A 16,343-nucleotide genomic window follows, 5' to 3' on the forward strand; every position below is an offset into this window, starting at 1 on the left:
GACTCACAGCCGCTCGATGATCGTCACGTTCGCCTGCCCACCGCCCTCGCACATGGTCTGGAGGCCGAATCGGCCGCCGGTGCGTTCCAGTTCGTGCAGGAGGGTCGTCATCAGCTTGACGCCGGTGGCGCCGAGCGGGTGGCCGAGGGCTATCGCGCCGCCGTTGACGTTGACCTTGGCGGGGTCGGCGCCGGTCTCCTTGAGCCAGGCGAGGACGACCGGGGCGAAGGCCTCGTTGATCTCGACCAGGTCGATGGCGTCGATGGTGAGACCGGTCTTCTTCAGGGCGTGGGCGGTGGCCGGGATCGGGGCGGAGAGCATCCGGATGGGGTCCTCGCCGCGGACGGAGAGGTGGTGGACGCGGGCGCGGGGGCGCAGCCCGTGTTCGCGGACCGCCCGTTCGGAGGCGAGGAGCATGGCGGCGGCGCCGTCGGAGACCTGGGAGGAGCAGGCGGCGGTGATGGTGCCGCCGTCGAGGACCGGTTTAAGGGCGGCCATCTTCTCCAGGGAGGTGTCCCGGCGCGGCCCCTCGTCCACCGAGACCGGCCCGTAGGGGACCGTCTCCCGTTCGAAGCGGCCCTCGTCGATGGCGCTGAGCGCCCGCCGGTGGGAGCGCAGGGCGAACTCCTCCTGGTCCCGGCGGCTGATGCCCCACTTGGCGGCGATCATCTCGGCGCCGGCGAACTGGTTGACGGGCCGGCTGCCGTACCGGGCCCGCCAGCCCTCGCTGCCGAGGAAGGGGCCCTCGGTCAGGCCCAGCGGCTCGGCGGCCTGGCGGGAGGCGAAGGCGATGGGGATCAGGGACATGTTCTGGACGCCGCCGGCGACCACCAGGTCCTGGGTGCCGGAGAGGACGGCCTGGGCGGCGAAGTGCACGGCCTGCTGCGAGGAGCCGCACTGGCGGTCGACGGTGACGCCCGGCACCTCCTCGGGCAGCCCGGCCGCCAGCCAGCAGGTCCGGGCGATGTCACCGGCCTGCGGACCCACGGCGTCCAGGCAGCCGAAGACGACGTCCTCGACGGCGGCCGGGTCCACGCCCGACCGCCGCACCAGGGCGGTCAGCACATGGGCGCCCAGATCGGCCGGGTGGACCCCGCTCAGTCCGCCCTTGCGCCGCCCGACCGGCGTGCGCACCGCTTCGACGATGTAGGCCTCGGCCATGTCAGCAACTCCCTCGGCAGAAAGGGGCTTTCAACGAATGGGTGAGCTACTCGCGGACGGCGATCCCGTCCAGCACCATCGACAGGTACTGCCGGGCGATCTCCTCCGGGCTGTGCTGCCCGCCGGGCCGGTACCAGGAGGCGGCGACCCACACCGTGTCGCGCACGAACCGGTAGGTGAGGCGGACGTCGAGGTCGGCGCGGAAGACGTGCGCGGCGACCCCGCGCTCCAGCGTCGACAGCCATGCCTTCTCGAACCTGCGCTGCGACTCGGCGAGGAAGCCGAACCGCTCCTGCGCGACCAGCTGCTTGCTCTCCTTCTGGTAGATGGCGACGGCGGCGCGGTGCCGGTCGATCTCCCGGAAGGACTCGGTGACCAGGGCTTCGAGGGTCTCGCGGGGACCGAGACCGGCGTCCAGGACGGTGTCGTAGCCGTCCCAGAGCTCGTCGAGGAAGGTCCGCAGGATCTCCTCCAGCATCGACTCCTTGGAGTCGAAGTGGTAGTAGAGGCTGCCGGCGAGCATGCCCGCGTGGTCCGCGATCTTGCGTACGGTGGTTGCGTTGTAGCCCTGCTCGGCGAAGACCTCGGCGGCGGTTTCGAGGAGTTCGCGGCGTCGAGCCTGGGCGGCGCCGGCCGCGGGCCTTCTCGCGGCGGTCACCTGGGGCTTCTTCTTGGTCGGCACGGGCACATTCTCGTCCTACGGATGCTGGCTGCTGACGGAGAGGACCTCTCCGGTGAGGTAGGAGGAGTAGCCGGAGGCCAGGAAGACGATGGCGTTGGCCACCTCCCACGGCTCGGCGTACCGTCCGAAGGCCTCGCGGGCGGTGAGCTCCGCCAGCAGCTCGGCCGACGTCACCTTCACCAGGTGCGGGTGCATGGCGAGGCTCGGTGCCACGGCGTTGACCCGCACGCCGTACCCGGCCGCCTCGATCGCCGCGCACCGGGTCAGCGCCATCACCCCGGCCTTGGCGGCGGCGTAGTGGGCCTGTCCGGCCTGGGCCCGCCAGCCGACGACGGAGGAGTTGTTGACTATCACCCCGCCGTGCCCGCTCTCGCGGAAGAGCCGGAGGGCGGCGCGCACGCACCGGAAGGTGCCGTTGAGGGTGACGTCGAGCACCCGCGACCACTGTTCGTCACCCATGTCGACGAGCGTCGAGGTCCCGCCGAGTCCGGCGTTGTTGACGACGATGTCCAGCCGTCCGTGCACTCGTACGGCGGTGTCGAAGAGTCCCTGCACCCGGGCCTCGTCGGTGACATCGCACGGGAAGGCGGTCACGGCGCCCGGATGTTCACCCGCCAGTTCGGCCTCGTACTCCTTCAGCCGCCGCGCGTGCGCGTCACTGATCAGCACGCGGGCGCCCTCCTCCAGGAAACGGCGCGCGGTCGCCCCGCCGATCCCCGCCCCGGCCGCGGCGGTGATGACGGCGGTGCGCCCTGCAAGCAGCCCGTGCCCGGGCACGTACTCCGGACTCTCGACGCCTGTCATGGGCCCACGCTAACCTACCAAACACTTGTTAGGGAAGGACGGTGACGACGACCGTGGACCTGACCCACAGCCCGGCGGACGAGGAGTTCCGCGCCGAGGCCCGCGCCTGGCTCCGGGCGCATGTGCCGCCCGGCCCGCTGCCCTCCCTGGAGACGGCCGAGGGCTTCGCGGCGCACCGCGCCTGGGAGGCCGAACTGGCCGCGGACCGCTGGTCGGTGGTGTCCTGGCCCGAGGAGTACGGCGGCCGGGCCGCGGGGCTGATGCGGTGGCTGGTCTTCGAGGAGGAGTACTGGGCGGCGGGCGCGCCGGGCCGGGTCGGCCAGAACGGCGTCAGTCTGCTCGCGCCGACCCTGTTCGAGCACGGGACGCCGGAGCAGCGCGCGCGGGTGCTGCCGCCGATGGCCACCGGCGAGGTGGTCTGGGCGCAGGCGTGGTCCGAGCCCGGGGCCGGTTCCGACCTTGCCTCCCTCGCCTCCAGGGCCGTGCGGACGGACGGCGGCTGGCTGCTGACCGGCCAGAAGACCTGGTCGTCACGGGCGGCCTTCGCCGACCGCGCGTTCGGCCTCTTCCGCAGCGAGCCGCACCTGCCCAAGCCGCATCAGGGGCTCACCTACCTGATGTTCGATCTGCGCGCGCCGGGGGTGACCGTCCGCCCGATCGGCCGTCTCGACGGGAAGCCGGCGTTCGCGGAGCTGTTCCTGGACGAGGTGTTCGTGCCCGACGAGGACGTGATCGGCGAGCCGGGCCGGGGCTGGCGGATCGCGATGTCGACGGCGGGGAACGAGCGGGGGCTGACCCTGCGGTCGCCGGGGCGGTTCCTGGCCGCCGCCGACCGGTTGCGGGACCTCTGGCAGGCACGGGGCGAACCGGAGTCCGCCGCGGCCCGGGTGGCCGACGCGGTCGTCGGCGCCCGCGCGTATCAGCTGTTCACCTACGCGGCCGCGGCCCGCTTCCTGGACGGCGAGTCGCTCGGTCCGGAGTCCAGTCTGAACAAGGTGTTCTGGTCGGAGCTCGACCTGGCGCTGCACGAGACGGCGCTCGATCTGCTGGGCGCCGAGGGCGAGCTGGCGGACACGCCGTGGTCGGAGGGCTATGTCTTCTCCCTCGCCGGTCCGATCTACGCGGGCACCAACGAGATCCAGCGCGACATCATCGCCGAGCGGCTGCTCGGCCTGCCGAAGGGACGCCGCTGACATGCGTTTCCTCCTCGACACCGAGCAGCGGGACTTCGCCGACGCCCTGCGGGGGCTGCTGACGGCAGCGGACACGCCGGCGGTGGTACGGGACTGGAGCCGCGGCGAGCATGAGGGCGGGCGGGCGTTGTGGGGTCGTATCGGCGAGGCGGGGGTGTTCGGGCTGGCGGTGCCGGAGGAGTACGGCGGGATGGGCCGCCGGCCTGTCGAACTCGCCGTGGCCTTCACCGAGTTGGGGCGGTACGCGGTGCCGGGTCCGCTGGCGGAGACGGTGGCGGCGGCCGTGCTGCTCGATGACGGCGAGGACCTCGCCAAACGGTTCCTGCCGGGGATCGCGTCGGGAGAGACGGTGGCGACGGTGGCGTTCGAGCAGCACGGGTACGGGTTCGCGCTGGACGGGGACGCGGCCGATGTGCGGCTCGCGGCCACGCCGGAGGGCCTGCGGCTGTCCCCCGGCGCCGGGGCGGTACGCCGGTCCCTGGACCCCGCCCGCCGGCTCACACCGCTGTTTCCCGTCGGTGAGCTGATCAGCACGGAGCCGCCGTGGGCCGAGGCACTGGCCTGGGCCCGGCTGGCCACGGCCGCGCAGGCGCTGGGGTTGGGGCTGGCCCTGCTGGACAGAACGGTGGCGTACGTGAAGCAGCGGACTCAGTTCGGTGTGCCCGTCGGGTCCTTCCAGGCGGTCAGGCATCGGCTGGCCGACGTGAAGATCGCGCTGGAGTTCGCCCGGCCGCTCGTCTTCGGGGCGGCGGTCACGATGACTCCGTCGGATGTGGCCGCGGCGAAGCTCAGCGCCTGCGCGGCAGCGTATGCCGGAGCGCGGGCCGCGCTCCAACTGCATGGGGCGATCGGCTATACGGCGGAGTACGACCTGTCGTTGTGGCTGACCAAGGCACGTGCACTGCGGGGTGCCTGGGGGGCGCCGGAGGAGTGCAGAAGGGTGGTTCTGGAGCGTCGTTAGCCGCAGGTTGTGTGTGGCTGGTCGCGCCCACGCGGCGGCAGCCGCATATCGAGAACAGCCCCGCGCCCCCAAGAGCAAAAGACGGGGCGCTTCACCTCACGGCGTTCAGTGGTGGTCCCCGCTCGTGATCTCCCGGTACTCCTCCTTCGTCGGCTTCGGGATGTGCGTGTCGGGACCGTACATCCCCTTCGCCAGGCTCGCCCGTACCCGCTGGGCGATGGTGACCTTGCGCCGTACGCCGTTCGCGTCCTCAAGCGGCCCTATCTCGTAGGGCGGGTTCTGTTCGTGCTGGGTCAGGACGAACAGGCTTCCCTGGCTGAGGGGTTCGTGGACCTCGATGTACTCGCCGTGCGGAAGCAGCTTGATGAGGCCGGTCTCCCTGCCGTGCAGGACCTTGTCGCGGTCCCGGCGCTGCAGGCCGAGGCAGATCCGTTTGGTGGCGATGAAGGCGAGGACGGGGACGACGAAGACGGAGATCCGCACGAACCAGGTGATGGAGTTGATGGAGAGATGGAGATGGGTGGCCACGACGTCGTTGCCGCCGCCGATCAGCAGCACGAAGTACTCGCTGAGCCAGGCCACGCCGAGGCCGGTGCGTACGGGGACGTTGCGCGGGCGGTCGAGGATGTGGTGCTCGCGTTTGTCGCCGGTGATCCACGCCTCGATGAACGGGTAGACGCCGATGGCCAGGAGGAAGAGCGGGAAGAGCGAGAAGGGGATGAGGACGCCCAGCTCCAGGGTGTGGCCCCAGGCGTTGATCTCCCAGCCGGGCATGACGCGGATCAGGCCCTCGGAGAAGCCCAGGTACCAGTCGGGCTGGGCACCGGTGGTCACCAGGTCGGGGCGGTAGGGGCCGAAGGCCCACACCGGGTTGACGGTGGCGATGCCGCCGATGATCGCGAGGATGCCGAAGACGAGGAAGAAGAAGCCGCCGGCCTTGGCCATGTAGACCGGCAGGAAGGGCATGCCGACCACGCTCTTCTGGTCGCGTCCGGGCGCCGGGTACTGGGTGTGCTTGTGGTAGAAGACCAGGATCAGGTGGGCGACGACCAGACCCAGCATGATCCCGGGCAGCAGCAGCACGTGGATCGGGAAGAACCGCGAGATGATGTCGTGGCCCGGGAACTCCCCGCCGAACAGGAACATCGAGATGTACGAGCCGACGATCGGGATCGACAGGATCGCGCCGTCGGCGAACCGGACGCCGGTGCCGGAGAGCAGGTCGTCGGGGAGCGAGTAGCCGGTCAGGCCGGTGAGGATGGCGAGGAACAGCAGGAGCCAGCCGAACAGCCAGTTGACCTCGCGGGGCTTGCGGAAGGCGCCGGTGAAGAACACCCGCATCATGTGGACGAGCATGCCGGCCACGAAGACCAGCGCCGCCCAGTGGTGGATCTGCCGGATCAGCAGGCCGCCGCGCACGTCGAAGCTGATGTGCAGCGTCGACTCGTACGCCTTGGTCATGATGATGCCGTTCAACGGCTGGTAGGTGCCGTGGTAGACGACCTCGGCGCCGCTGGGCTCGAAGAACAGGGTGAGGTAGATGCCCGTGAGGATCAGGATGAGGAAGCTGTAGAGACAGATCTCCCCCAGCATGAAGGACCAGTGGTCCGGGAACACCTTGCGCATGTTCGCCTTGGCCAGGCCGTAGATCCCGAGCCGGCTGTCAGCCCAGTCCGCGAGCTTCTCGCCCTTGCCGGGCGGCTCCGCTCGCTGCGCCGAACTCCCCACCCGTGCCTGACCGTTCACCGTTCGTGCCGCGTCGTCCATACGTCGCGTCGCCTCCCCGCCGGATCACCCCTCAGGGTGGCATGCCGGAGCGCTACAGCCAACGGGGCGACGTAAACTCAGCCCGCCCCGACGATGCCCGCCGCCCGCGCCGCCGCCAGCCACTGCGGGAACTCTCCGACGAGACAGTCGTACAGCTCGCCGTCCGGCACCTTCCCCGGGTCCGAACCGGCGTGGAAGAAGCCCGCGTTGTCCACCGCCCGCCTGCCCGGCACCGCCAGTTCGTCGAGCTTGCGCAGGAAGTCGAACTGTTTGCTGTGCGGGTCGCCGAAGCCGACGAACTGCCAGAACAGCGGCAGCCTGGCCGCCTTGCACAGGTAGCGTTCCGCGGCGAGCTTGTTGATCGGGCCGCCGTCGGTCTGGAAGACGACCAGGGCGGGGGCGGTGGCCCCGCTGTCGAGGTAGTGGTCGATCACGGCGTCCATGGCCAGGTGGTAGCTGGTCTTGCCCATGTGCCCGAGCCCGGCCGCGATCTTCTCGATCCGGCCCGTGTGTTCGGCCAGTTCGATGTCGGTGACCGCGTCGATGTCGGTGGAGAAGAAGACGACGGGAACCCGGCCGTCGTCGTCCAGGTGTGCGGAGAGGCCGAGGACCCGGTCGGCGAGCGCCTGCACGCTGCCGTCGGCGTAGTACGGCTTCATCGAGCCGGAGTAGTCGACCACCAGGTAGACGGCGGCGCGGAGTCCGTCCAGACCGTGCTTGGTGAGGGAGATCCCGGCCGACTTGTACGACTCGACCAGCGCGGGCGCGGTCTGCTCCACCTTGCTGAGACTGATCGCGGCCATGCCCTGCTCCCCCTCGCCCATGATTCAGGAGGCCGAGGTTACTTGATCAGCGAACATGCGGCGGCGCCTGCCCAGTCGTCCGGTCGGGGACTGTGGGGCAGGCGCCGTCTCGGGGGGTCTGGGGGGTATCCCCCCAGATATCCCGCCCGTACGCCTTTGTACGGGACGTTCTTCGGGATGGGTCAGACCATCAGCGAGCGGTCCGTCGGGCGGATCGGGGCCGGGAGGTCGCTCGCTCCGGTGAGGAAGCGGTCGACGCCCTTGGCGGCCGAGCGGCCCTCGGCGATCGCCCAGACGATCAGGGACTGGCCGCGGCCCGCGTCACCCGCGACGAAGACGCCGGGGACGTTGGTCTGGAAGTCGGCGTCACGGGCGACGTTGCCGCGCTCGTCGAGTTCGAGACCGAACTGCTCGACCACGCCGTTGACCCGGTCGGTGCCGGTGAAGCCCATGGCCAGGGTGACCAGCTGGGCCGGGATCCTGCGCTCGGTGCCCGGCTTCGGGGTCAGCCTGCCCTCGATGAACTCCACCTCGGTGAGGTGCAGCCACTGGACGTTGCCGTCCTCGTCGCCCTCGAAGTGGGTGGTGGAGACGGAGTAGACCCGCTCGCCGCCCTCCTCGTGCGCCGAGGTGACCTTGTAGAGCATCGGGAAGGTCGGCCACGGCTGGTTCGGCGCGCGGTCCTCGCCCGGACGGGGCATGATCTCCAGCTGGGTGACCGAGGCCGCGCCCTGGCGGTGGGCGGTGCCCACGCAGTCCGCGCCGGTGTCGCCGCCGCCGATCACGACCACGTGCTTGCCCTCGGCCGTGATCGGGGAGGTGACGTAGTCGCCCTCCTGGACCTTGTTGGCCAGGGGCAGGTACTCCATCGCCTGGTAGACGCCCTTGAGCTCGCGGCCGGGAACCGGGAGGTCACGGGCGGTCGTCGCACCGGCGGCGATGACGACCGCGTCGTACCGCTTCTTCAGGTCGGTCGCCTTGAGGTCGATGCCGATCTCGATGCCGGTACGGAAGCGGGTGCCCTCCGCGCGCATCTGCTCGATACGGCGGTTGATGTGCCGCTTCTCCATCTTGAACTCGGGGATGCCGTAGCGGAGCAGGCCGCCGATGCGGTCGGCGCGCTCGTAGACCGCGACGGTGTGGCCGGCCCGGGTCAGCTGCTGGGCGGCGGCCAGACCGGCCGGGCCCGAGCCGATGACGGCGACGGTCTTGCCGGACAGGCGCTCGGGGGCCTGCGGGGCGACGGTCCCGGCCTCCCACGCCTGGTCGATGATGGAGACCTCGACGTTCTTGATGGTGACGGCCGGCTGGTTGATGCCGAGCACGCACGCCGACTCGCAGGGGGCCGGGCAGAGGCGACCGGTGAACTCCGGGAAGTTGTTGGTCGCGTGCAGGCGCTCCGAGGCGGCCGTCCAGTCCTCGCGGTAGGCGAAGTCGTTCCACTCGGGGATCAGGTTCCCGAGCGGACAGCCGTTGTGGCAGAACGGGATGCCGCAGTCCATGCACCGGCTGGCCTGCTTGCTGATGATCGGCAGCAGCGAGCCCGGGACGTAGACCTCGTTCCAGTCCTTGACGCGGTCGGCGACGGGACGGGTCTTGGCGACCTCACGGCCGTGGTTCAGGAAGCCCTTCGGGTCAGCCATTGATCGCCGCCTCCATCATCTTCTCGTGGGTCTCGGTCTCGGAGAGACCCGCTCGCTCGGCGGCGTCCTTGGCGGCGAGCACTGCCTTGTACGTGCTGGGGATGATCTTGCTGAACCGCTGGACGGCCGTGTCCCAGTCGGCGAGCAGCTTCTCGGCGACCGTCGAGCCGGTGTCCTCGGCGTGGCGGCGCACCACTTCGTGCAGCCACTGCTTGTCCGCGTCGTCCAGGGCCTCGACCGCGTCCACGCTGGCGACGTTGACGTTGTCGCGGTTCAGGTCGATGACGTAGGCGACACCGCCCGACATGCCGGCCGCGAAGTTGCGGCCCGTCTCGCCGAGGACCACCGCGTGACCGCCGGTCATGTACTCGCAGCCGTGGTCGCCCACGCCCTCCGAGACCACCAGCGCACCGGAGTTACGGACGCAGAATCGTTCACCCGTACGACCCCGCAGGAACAGCTCGCCACCGGTCGCGCCGTACGCGATGGTGTTGCCCGCGATGGTGGAGTACTCGGCGAGGTGGTCGGCGTTCCGGTCGGGACGCACGATCACCCGGCCGCCCGACAGGCCCTTGCCGACGTAGTCGTTGGCGTCGCCCTCCAGGCGGAGCGTGACACCGCGCGGCAGGAAGGCGCCGAAGGACTGGCCGGCCGAGCCGGTGAAGGTGATGTCGATGGTGTCGTCGGGCAGGCCCGCGCCGCCGAACTTCTTCGTCACCTCGTGGCCGAGCATGGTGCCGACCGTGCGGTTGATGTTGCGCACCTTGATCTGGGCGCGCACCGGCTGGGCGTCGGTGGCGCTGGAGGCGGCCAGGGCGTCGGAGGCGAGCTTGATCAGCTCGTTGTCCAGGGCCTTCTCCAGGCCGTGGTCCTGCGCGATCGTCCGGTGCAGGGCGGCGCCCTCGGGGAGCTCGGGCACGTAGAAGAGCGGGGCCAGGTCGAGGCCCTGCGCCTTCCAGTGGTTGACGGCACGGGTGACGTCGAGCGCCTCCGCGTGGCCGACGGCCTCCTCGATGGAGCGGAAGCCCAGCTCGGCGAGGATCTCGCGGACCTCCTCGGCGATGAACCTGAAGAAGTTCACCACGTACTCGGCCTTGCCGGAGAAGCGGTCGCGCAGCACCGGGTTCTGGGTGGCGACGCCGACCGGGCAGGTGTCGAGGTGGCAGACGCGCATCATGATGCAGCCGGAGACGACGAGCGGCGCGGTCGCGAAACCGAACTCCTCGGCGCCGAGCAGCGCGGCGATGACGACGTCACGGCCGGTCTTCAGCTGGCCGTCGGTCTGCACGACGATGCGGTCGCGCAGGCCGTTGAGCAGCAGGGTCTGCTGGGTCTCGGCGAGGCCGAGCTCCCAGGGGCCGCCCGCGTGCTTGAGGGACGTCAGCGGCGACGCACCCGTGCCACCGTCGTGACCCGAGATGAGCACCACGTCCGCGTGCGCCTTGGAGACACCCGCCGCGACCGTGCCGACGCCGACCTCGGAGACCAGCTTGACGTGAATCCGCGCCTGCGGGTTCGCGTTCTTGAGGTCGTGGATCAGCTGGGCCAGGTCCTCGATGGAGTAGATGTCGTGGTGCGGCGGCGGGGAGATCAGGCCGACGCCCGGGGTGGAGTGCCGGGTCTTGGCGACCCACGGGTAGACCTTGTGGCCGGGCAGCTGGCCGCCCTCGCCGGGCTTGGCGCCCTGGGCCATCTTGATCTGGATGTCGTCGGCGTTGACCAGGTACTCGGACGTGACGCCGAAGCGGCCGGAGGCGACCTGCTTGATGGCGCTGCGCCGCGCCGGGTCGTACAGGCGGTCCGGGTCCTCGCCGCCCTCACCCGTGTTGGACTTGCCGCCCAGCTGGTTCATGGCGATGGCGAGGGTCTCGTGGGCCTCGCGCGAGATGGAGCCGTAGGACATGGCACCGGTCGAGAACCGCTTGACGATCTCGGAGACCGGCTCGACCTCGTCGACGGAGATCGCTTCCCGGTCGCTCTTGAAGCCGAAGAGGCCGCGCAGCGTCATCAGCCGCTCGGACTGCTCGTTCACGCGGTCCGTGTACTTCTTGAAGATGTCGTAGCGGTTGGCACGGGTCGAGTGCTGGAGGCGGAAGACCGTCTCCGGGTCGAACAGGTGCGGCTCGCCCTCGCGGCGCCACTGGTATTCGCCGCCTATGTCGAGGGCGCGGTGCGCAGGGGCGATGCCGGAGGCCGGGTACGCCTTGGCGTGGCGGGCGGCGACCTCCTTGGCGATGACGTCGATGCCGACGCCGCCGATCTTGGAGGCGGTGCCGTTGAAGTACTTGTCGACGAAGCCCGCTTCGAGACCGACGGCCTCGAAGACCTGGGCGCCGCGGTAGGAGGCGACCGTCGAGATGCCCATCTTGGACATGACCTTCAGGACACCCTTGCCGAGGGCGTAGATCAGGTTGCGGATGGCCTGCTCGGACTCCATGCCCGGCAGGAAGGTGCCCGCGCGGGTCAGGTCCTCGACGGACTCCATGGCCAGGTACGGGTTGACGGCGGCGGCGCCGAAGCCGATCAGCAGGGCGACGTGGTGGACCTCGCGGACGTCACCGGCCTCGACCAGCAGGCCCACCTGGGTGCGCTGCTTGGTGCGGATGAGGTGGTGGTGGACGGCCGCGGTGAGCAGCAGCGAGGGGATCGGCGCGTGCTCGGCGTCCGAGTGCCGGTCCGACAGGACGATCAGGCGGGCGCCGTTCTCGATGGCCGCGTCGGCCTCGGCGCAGATCTCCTCGATCCGCGCGGCCAGCGCCTCGCCGCCGCCGGAGACCCGGTACAGGCCGGACAGGGTCGCGGCCTTGAAGCCGGGCATGTCGCCGTCGGCGTTGATGTGGATGAGCTTGGCCAGCTCGTCGTTGTCGATCACCGGGAAGGGCAGCACGACCGAGCGGCAGGACGCGGCGTTCGGGTCGAGCAGGTTGCCCGCGGGGCCGAGGGACGAACGCAGCGAGGTGACGAGCTCCTCGCGGATCGCGTCCAGCGGCGGGTTGGTGACCTGGGCGAACAGCTGGGTGAAGTAGTCGAAGAGCAGCCGCGGGCGCTCGGAGAGGGCCGCGATCGGGCTGTCCGTGCCCATGGAGCCGATCGGCTCGGCGCCGGCCTTGGCCATCGGCGCGAGGATGACGCGCAGCTCCTCCTCGGTGTAGCCGAAGGTCTGCTGGCGGCGGGTGACCGAGGCGTGGGTGTGCACGATGTGCTCGCGCTCGGGCAGGTCGGAGAGCTCGATCTCACCGGCCTCCAGCCACTCGGCGTACGGCTGGGCGGCGGCGAGGCCGGCCTTGATCTCGTCGTCCTCGATGATGCGGTGCTCGACGGTGTCGACGAGGAACATCTTGCCGGGCTGCAGGCGGCCCTTGCGAACGACCTTGGCGGGGTCGATGTCGAGGACGCCGACCTCGGAGCCGAGGACGACCAGGCCCTCGTCGGTGACCCAGTAGCGGCCGGGACGCAGACCGTTGCGGTCGAGAACGGCGCCGACCTGGGAGCCGTCGGTGAAGGTGACGCAGGCGGGGCCGTCCCAGGGCTCCATCATCGTGGAGTGGAAGCCGTAGAAGGCGCGGCGGGCCGGGTCCATGGAGTCGTGGTTCTCCCACGCCTCCGGGATCATCATCAGCACGGAGTGCGGCAGCGAACGCCCGCCCAGGTGCAGGAGCTCCAGCACCTCGTCGAAGGAGGCCGAGTCGGAGGCGTCGGGCGTACAGATCGGGAAGACCCGGTCCAGCTTGTCCTGCGGGCCGAACAGGTCGGAGACCAGCTGGGACTCGCGGGCGACCATCCAGTTCCGGTTGCCCTTGACGGTGTTGATCTCACCGTTGTGGGCGACGAAGCGGTAGGGGTGGGCGAGCGGCCACGACGGGAAGGTGTTCGTGGAGAACCGGGAGTGCACGAGCGCGATCGCGGATGCGAAGCGGCGGTCGGACAGGTCCGGGAAGAAGGGCTCCAGCTGGCCGGTGGTCAGCATGCCCTTGTAGACGATGGTCCGCGCGGACAGCGACGGGAAGTAGACGTCGACCTCGCGCTCGGCGCGCTTGCGCAGCACGAACGCCTTGCGGTCCAGCGCGATGCCCTCGCTGGCTCCGTCGGTCACGAAAACCTGCCGGAAGACCGGCATGGTGGAGCGGGCGGTGGCGCCGAGCAGCTGCGGGGCGACCGGAACCTCGCGCCAGCCGAGGACGGTGAGGCCCTCCTCGTCCGCGATCGTCTCGATCTGCGAGACAGCGTTCTCGGTGCCGTCCTCCGGGAGGAAGGCGATACCGACGGCGTACGAACCGGCCGCCGGCAGCTCGAATCCGGCCACCTCGCGGAAGAAGGCGTCGGGCACCTGGGAGAGCAGGCCCGCACCGTCGCCGGAGTCGGGCTCGGAGCCGGTCGCGCCGCGGTGCTCAAGGTTGCGCAGAACCGTGAGCGCCTGCTCGACCAGCGCATGGCTCGCCTCGCCGGTGAGGGTGGCCACGAAGCCGACGCCACAGGCGTCGCGCTCGTTGCGGGGGTCGTACATACCCTGCGCAGCAGGGCGAGCATCCATGAACGACCAGTTTCGGCCGTTCGAGGAGTGCTGGGACGGCTGGCGCGGCGTACGCATCGGCTCTCCCGTCGTCGTCAGTGGCGTATAGCAGGTGCCGAGGGACGACGCTGGCCCTCTGCGTTTTTGTTGCGAAATTTCACGCAGGTTACATGATGGAGCGGTTCTCGGGAACTGGATACACCGTTCCAACATGCGGACGCCGCAGGGGTTTACGGCGACGTACCGCTCAAAGCGGTGAAGGTGGTGGGGGACCGATCCGGACAGATCCGTGCCCATCGGTCCGCAGGGGCGGGGGTGAGCGTCGCGCCACCCCACAGGTGCATGGCAGGCCTCATTGCCTGCGGCGCTTACGGCTCATGCCCAGTGGTTAAGCATTCGAAACCAGCGAGTAACGGGTACTTATGCGGCCCAACGCATAGCTACCAGTCGCACTATCCTACGACCGTCCCGAACAGGGTGCCCAGGGCGTACGTCACACCGGCCGCCGCGCCACCCAGCGCGAGCTGCCGCAGACCGCTGAACCACCAGCTCCGCGCGGTCACCCTGGCCACCACGGCACCGCACCCGAACAGTCCGGCGAGCGCCAGCAGCAGGGCGGGCCAGAACGCGGTCGCGCCGAGCAGGAACGGCAGTACGGGCAGCAGTGCGCCCAGCGCGAACGACCCGAAGGACGAGACGGCGGCGACCAGCGGCGAGGGCAGGTCGCCGGGGTCGATCCCGAGCTCCTCACGGGCGTGTATCTCCAGCGCCTGCTCGGGGTCGGCGGACAGCTGCCGGGCGACCTCCCGGGCCAGCTCCGGCTCGACGCCCCTCGCCTCGTACAGCGCGGCCAGCTCGGCCTCCTCGTCCTGCGGGTGCCTGCGCAGCTCCCTGCGCTCCACGTCCAGCTCGGCCTCGACGAGCTCGCGCTGCGAGGCGACGGAGGTGTACTCGCCGGCGGCCATCGAGAAGGCGCCGGCGGCCAGACCCGCGAGCCCGGTGATGACGATGGTCTGATGGCCGACGGCTCCGCCCGCCACACCGGTCATCAGAGCGAGGTTGGAGACCAGCCCGTCCATGGCACCGAAGACGGCGGGCCGCAGCCATCCGCCGTTGACGTCCCGGTGGGTGTGGTTGTCGCGGTGGGCTTCGTGCAGGGTCGCCCGGGTCTCGATCACGGCCATGAGGGGTCCCCCAAAAGGTCTCTCAGCGCGCCCCGAATAAGCTGAGGCAAAGCTAACTTTGGACAAGTTCTATCTTTCGACAACGCTGACAGTACGCCGGGGCATTCCTCGCCGCCAGCAAGGAAAGGCTGGGCTAACCTGCGGTTTTACCCCCCTCCGCTCACACGTGCGAGGTACTGCACAGATGTCGACCGGGTGATGTGGAGGCCCGTCAGGCTGCGGTCAACCGCCGTTGGTGGGACACATCCGCAAACGGTTCCGCGTCCCCGCGCGAAACCCCTCCCGGAGAGGCCCGCCCATGTCCTCGATCACCTGCACCCCGCCGGTCCCCGCTCCCGGGGAGCCCGCCCCCGAACTGCGCGACCGGGCTCGGGGCGCGCTGCTGGGCCTGGCCGTGGGCGACGCGCTGGGGGCGCCGGCGGAGAACATGAAGCCCTCCGAGATCCGCGCGCGCTGGGGCCGCATCACGGGATACGTGACCGACCACCCCGCCGGTACGGACGACACCGAGTACGCGATCTTCTCCGGCCTCCTCCTCGCCCGGCACGGCTCGGCCCTCACCCCGGCCCATGCCGAGGCGGCCTGGCACGAGTGGATCGCCGACCGGGCCGAGGGCCCCTTCAAGGGCGCGGGCTTCAGTGAACGCGGCACCCTGGAGAACCTCCGCCGGGGCCTGGCCGCCCCCATCTCCGCCCAGCACCGGCACGCCTGGAGCGACGGCCTGGCCATGCGGGCGGCCCCGTTCGGCGTCTTCGCGGCGGGCCGCCCCGCCGAGGCGGCCCGGCTCGTCGCCGTCGACGGCTCGGTGAGCCACGAGGGCGAGGGCATCTACGGCGGCCAGGCGGTGGCGGCGGGGGTCGCGGCGGCGATGGCGGGGGCCCCGCCGACGGCGGTGGTCGCGGCGGCGCTCGCGGTGATCCCGGACGACTCCTGGACCGCCCGCTCCCTGCGCCGCGCGGTGTCGGTGGCCCACCGGGGCGAACGGGCGGTGCGCTCCGCGGTGGTCATCGGCGGCTACCCGTGGACCGACCTGGCCCCGGAGGCGGTGGCCCTGGCCTTCGGCGCGTACGCGGCGGCGGACGGCGACTTCCGGGACGCGGTGCTGACGGCCGTGAACATGGGGCGCGACGCGGACACGACGGCCGCGGTGGCCGGCGCGCTGGCGGGCGCGACGACGGGAGAGACGTCGATCCCACCGGAGTGGGCAGCAGCGATCGGCCCGGCACGAGGCAGCTGCCTGCCGTCGATGGCGGGGCAGCATGTGCTGGAGGTGGCGGAACTCCTGACAGCTGCGGCTTCGCCACAGACCGAGCCACAGCCCTCGACACCAGCACGGCTGCCGACCGAGCCACGGCCTTGGGCCACAGCCGATCCGCCGACCGAGCCCCAACCCGAACCGCTCAGCCTCATCCCGACCGAGCCCCAACCCGAACCGCTCAGCCTCATCCCGACCGAGCCGCAGCCGTCCGCACCAGCCTTTCCGCCGACCGAGCCACACCCCTCCGCACCATCCTTTCTGCCCACCGAGCCACAACCCCCTGCACCAGCCTTTCTGCCCACCGAGTCGGGTGGTGGGTGGGCGAGGTCTTGGGGGTCCAGGGGGCGGAGCCCCCTGGGGGCCGGCTGCGGCGAAGG

At 70.6% G+C, this 16,343-nt stretch carries 10 protein-coding genes and 1 pseudogene; 3 read left to right on the plus strand and 8 right to left on the minus strand.

The genetic code is table 11. From position 1 onward, the window contains the following. Positions 1-3 precede the first annotated feature (3 nt). From SSP29_RS14415 to SSP29_RS14425, 3 genes are read right to left on the minus strand one after another with little or no spacing between them, the layout of a single operon-like run. On the minus strand, positions 4-1,161 hold the full coding sequence (locus SSP29_RS14415; protein ID WP_089101022.1) for an acetyl-CoA C-acetyltransferase: 1,158 nt from the start codon (positions 1,159-1,161) through the stop codon (positions 4-6). Between the two features lie 46 nt (positions 1,162-1,207). Next, the gene (locus SSP29_RS14420; protein ID WP_089101612.1) at positions 1,208-1,843 is read right to left on the minus strand and encodes a TetR/AcrR family transcriptional regulator; all 636 of its coding nucleotides are present in this window, start codon (positions 1,841-1,843) and stop codon (positions 1,208-1,210) included. 15 nt (positions 1,844-1,858) lie between these two features. Beyond that, positions 1,859-2,647: an SDR family oxidoreductase gene (locus SSP29_RS14425; RefSeq protein WP_089101023.1), complete on the minus strand. Its 789-nt coding sequence runs from the start codon at positions 2,645-2,647 to the stop codon at positions 1,859-1,861. 53 nt (positions 2,648-2,700) lie between these two features. On the opposite strand from SSP29_RS14425, the gene SSP29_RS14430 reads away from it, so the two are divergent. Further along, positions 2,701-3,840 carry an acyl-CoA dehydrogenase family protein gene (locus tag SSP29_RS14430; RefSeq protein WP_089101613.1) on the plus strand — a complete coding sequence of 380 codons (1,140 nt, stop codon included), beginning with the start codon at positions 2,701-2,703 and terminating at the stop codon, positions 3,838-3,840. A 1-nt stretch (position 3,841) separates the two neighbouring features. Beyond that, positions 3,842-4,801, plus strand: coding sequence for an acyl-CoA dehydrogenase family protein (locus tag SSP29_RS14435; protein WP_089101024.1), 960 nt, complete (start codon positions 3,842-3,844; stop codon positions 4,799-4,801). 105 nt (positions 4,802-4,906) lie between these two features. Here the strand turns inward: SSP29_RS14435 and qcrB are convergent, their stop codons facing one another. The 5 genes from qcrB to SSP29_RS14460 form a co-directional block, all read right to left on the minus strand. Next, positions 4,907-6,568, minus strand: coding sequence for a cytochrome bc1 complex cytochrome b subunit (gene qcrB, locus SSP29_RS14440; RefSeq protein WP_089101025.1), 1,662 nt, complete (start codon positions 6,566-6,568; stop codon positions 4,907-4,909). A 77-nt stretch (positions 6,569-6,645) separates the two neighbouring features. Continuing rightward, positions 6,646-7,371: a vWA domain-containing protein gene (locus SSP29_RS14445; protein ID WP_089101614.1), complete on the minus strand. Its 726-nt coding sequence runs from the start codon at positions 7,369-7,371 to the stop codon at positions 6,646-6,648. A gap of 182 nt (positions 7,372-7,553) precedes the next feature. Next, the gene (locus tag SSP29_RS14450; protein WP_089101026.1) at positions 7,554-9,014 is read right to left on the minus strand and encodes a glutamate synthase subunit beta; all 1,461 of its coding nucleotides are present in this window, start codon (positions 9,012-9,014) and stop codon (positions 7,554-7,556) included. Beyond that, a complete protein-coding gene (gene gltB / locus SSP29_RS14455) occupies positions 9,007-13,545 on the minus strand; it encodes a glutamate synthase large subunit (RefSeq protein WP_245883103.1) in 4,539 nt (1,512 codons plus the stop codon). Before gltB ends, SSP29_RS14450 begins: the two co-directional genes overlap by 8 nt. A gap of 431 nt (positions 13,546-13,976) precedes the next feature. Next, the gene (locus tag SSP29_RS14460) at positions 13,977-14,708 is read right to left on the minus strand and encodes a VIT1/CCC1 transporter family protein (protein WP_089101028.1); all 732 of its coding nucleotides are present in this window, start codon (positions 14,706-14,708) and stop codon (positions 13,977-13,979) included. Positions 14,709-15,006: 298 nt separating this feature from the next. Between SSP29_RS14460 and SSP29_RS14465 the strand changes: the two are divergent. Continuing rightward, positions 15,007-15,996: pseudogene (locus SSP29_RS14465) on the plus strand (ADP-ribosylglycohydrolase family protein); the annotation flags it as partial. Positions 15,997-16,343: the final 347 nt, after the last annotated feature.

Source organism: Streptomyces hyaluromycini (assembly GCF_002217755.1).
In the GTDB taxonomy this organism is placed as follows: Bacteria; Actinomycetota; Actinomycetes; order Streptomycetales; family Streptomycetaceae; genus Streptomyces; species Streptomyces hyaluromycini.

Coding starts and splice junctions, on each gene's coding strand:
- SSP29_RS14415 (WP_089101022.1), bottom strand. CDS start 1,161: ATGGCCGAGGCCTACATCGTCGAAGCGGTGCGCACGCCGGTCGGGCGG.
- SSP29_RS14425 (WP_089101023.1), bottom strand. CDS start 2,647: ATGACAGGCGTCGAGAGTCCGGAGTACGTGCCCGGGCACGGGCTGCTT.
- SSP29_RS14435 (WP_089101024.1), top strand. CDS start 3,842: ATGCGTTTCCTCCTCGACACCGAGCAGCGGGACTTCGCCGACGCCCTG.
- qcrB (WP_089101025.1), bottom strand. CDS start 6,568: ATGGACGACGCGGCACGAACGGTGAACGGTCAGGCACGGGTGGGGAGT.
- SSP29_RS14445 (WP_089101614.1), bottom strand. CDS start 7,371: ATGGCCGCGATCAGTCTCAGCAAGGTGGAGCAGACCGCGCCCGCGCTG.
- SSP29_RS14450 (WP_089101026.1), bottom strand. CDS start 9,014: ATGGCTGACCCGAAGGGCTTCCTGAACCACGGCCGTGAGGTCGCCAAG.
- gltB (WP_245883103.1), bottom strand. CDS start 13,545: ATGGATGCTCGCCCTGCTGCGCAGGGTATGTACGACCCCCGCAACGAG.
- SSP29_RS14460 (WP_089101028.1), bottom strand. CDS start 14,708: ATGGCCGTGATCGAGACCCGGGCGACCCTGCACGAAGCCCACCGCGAC.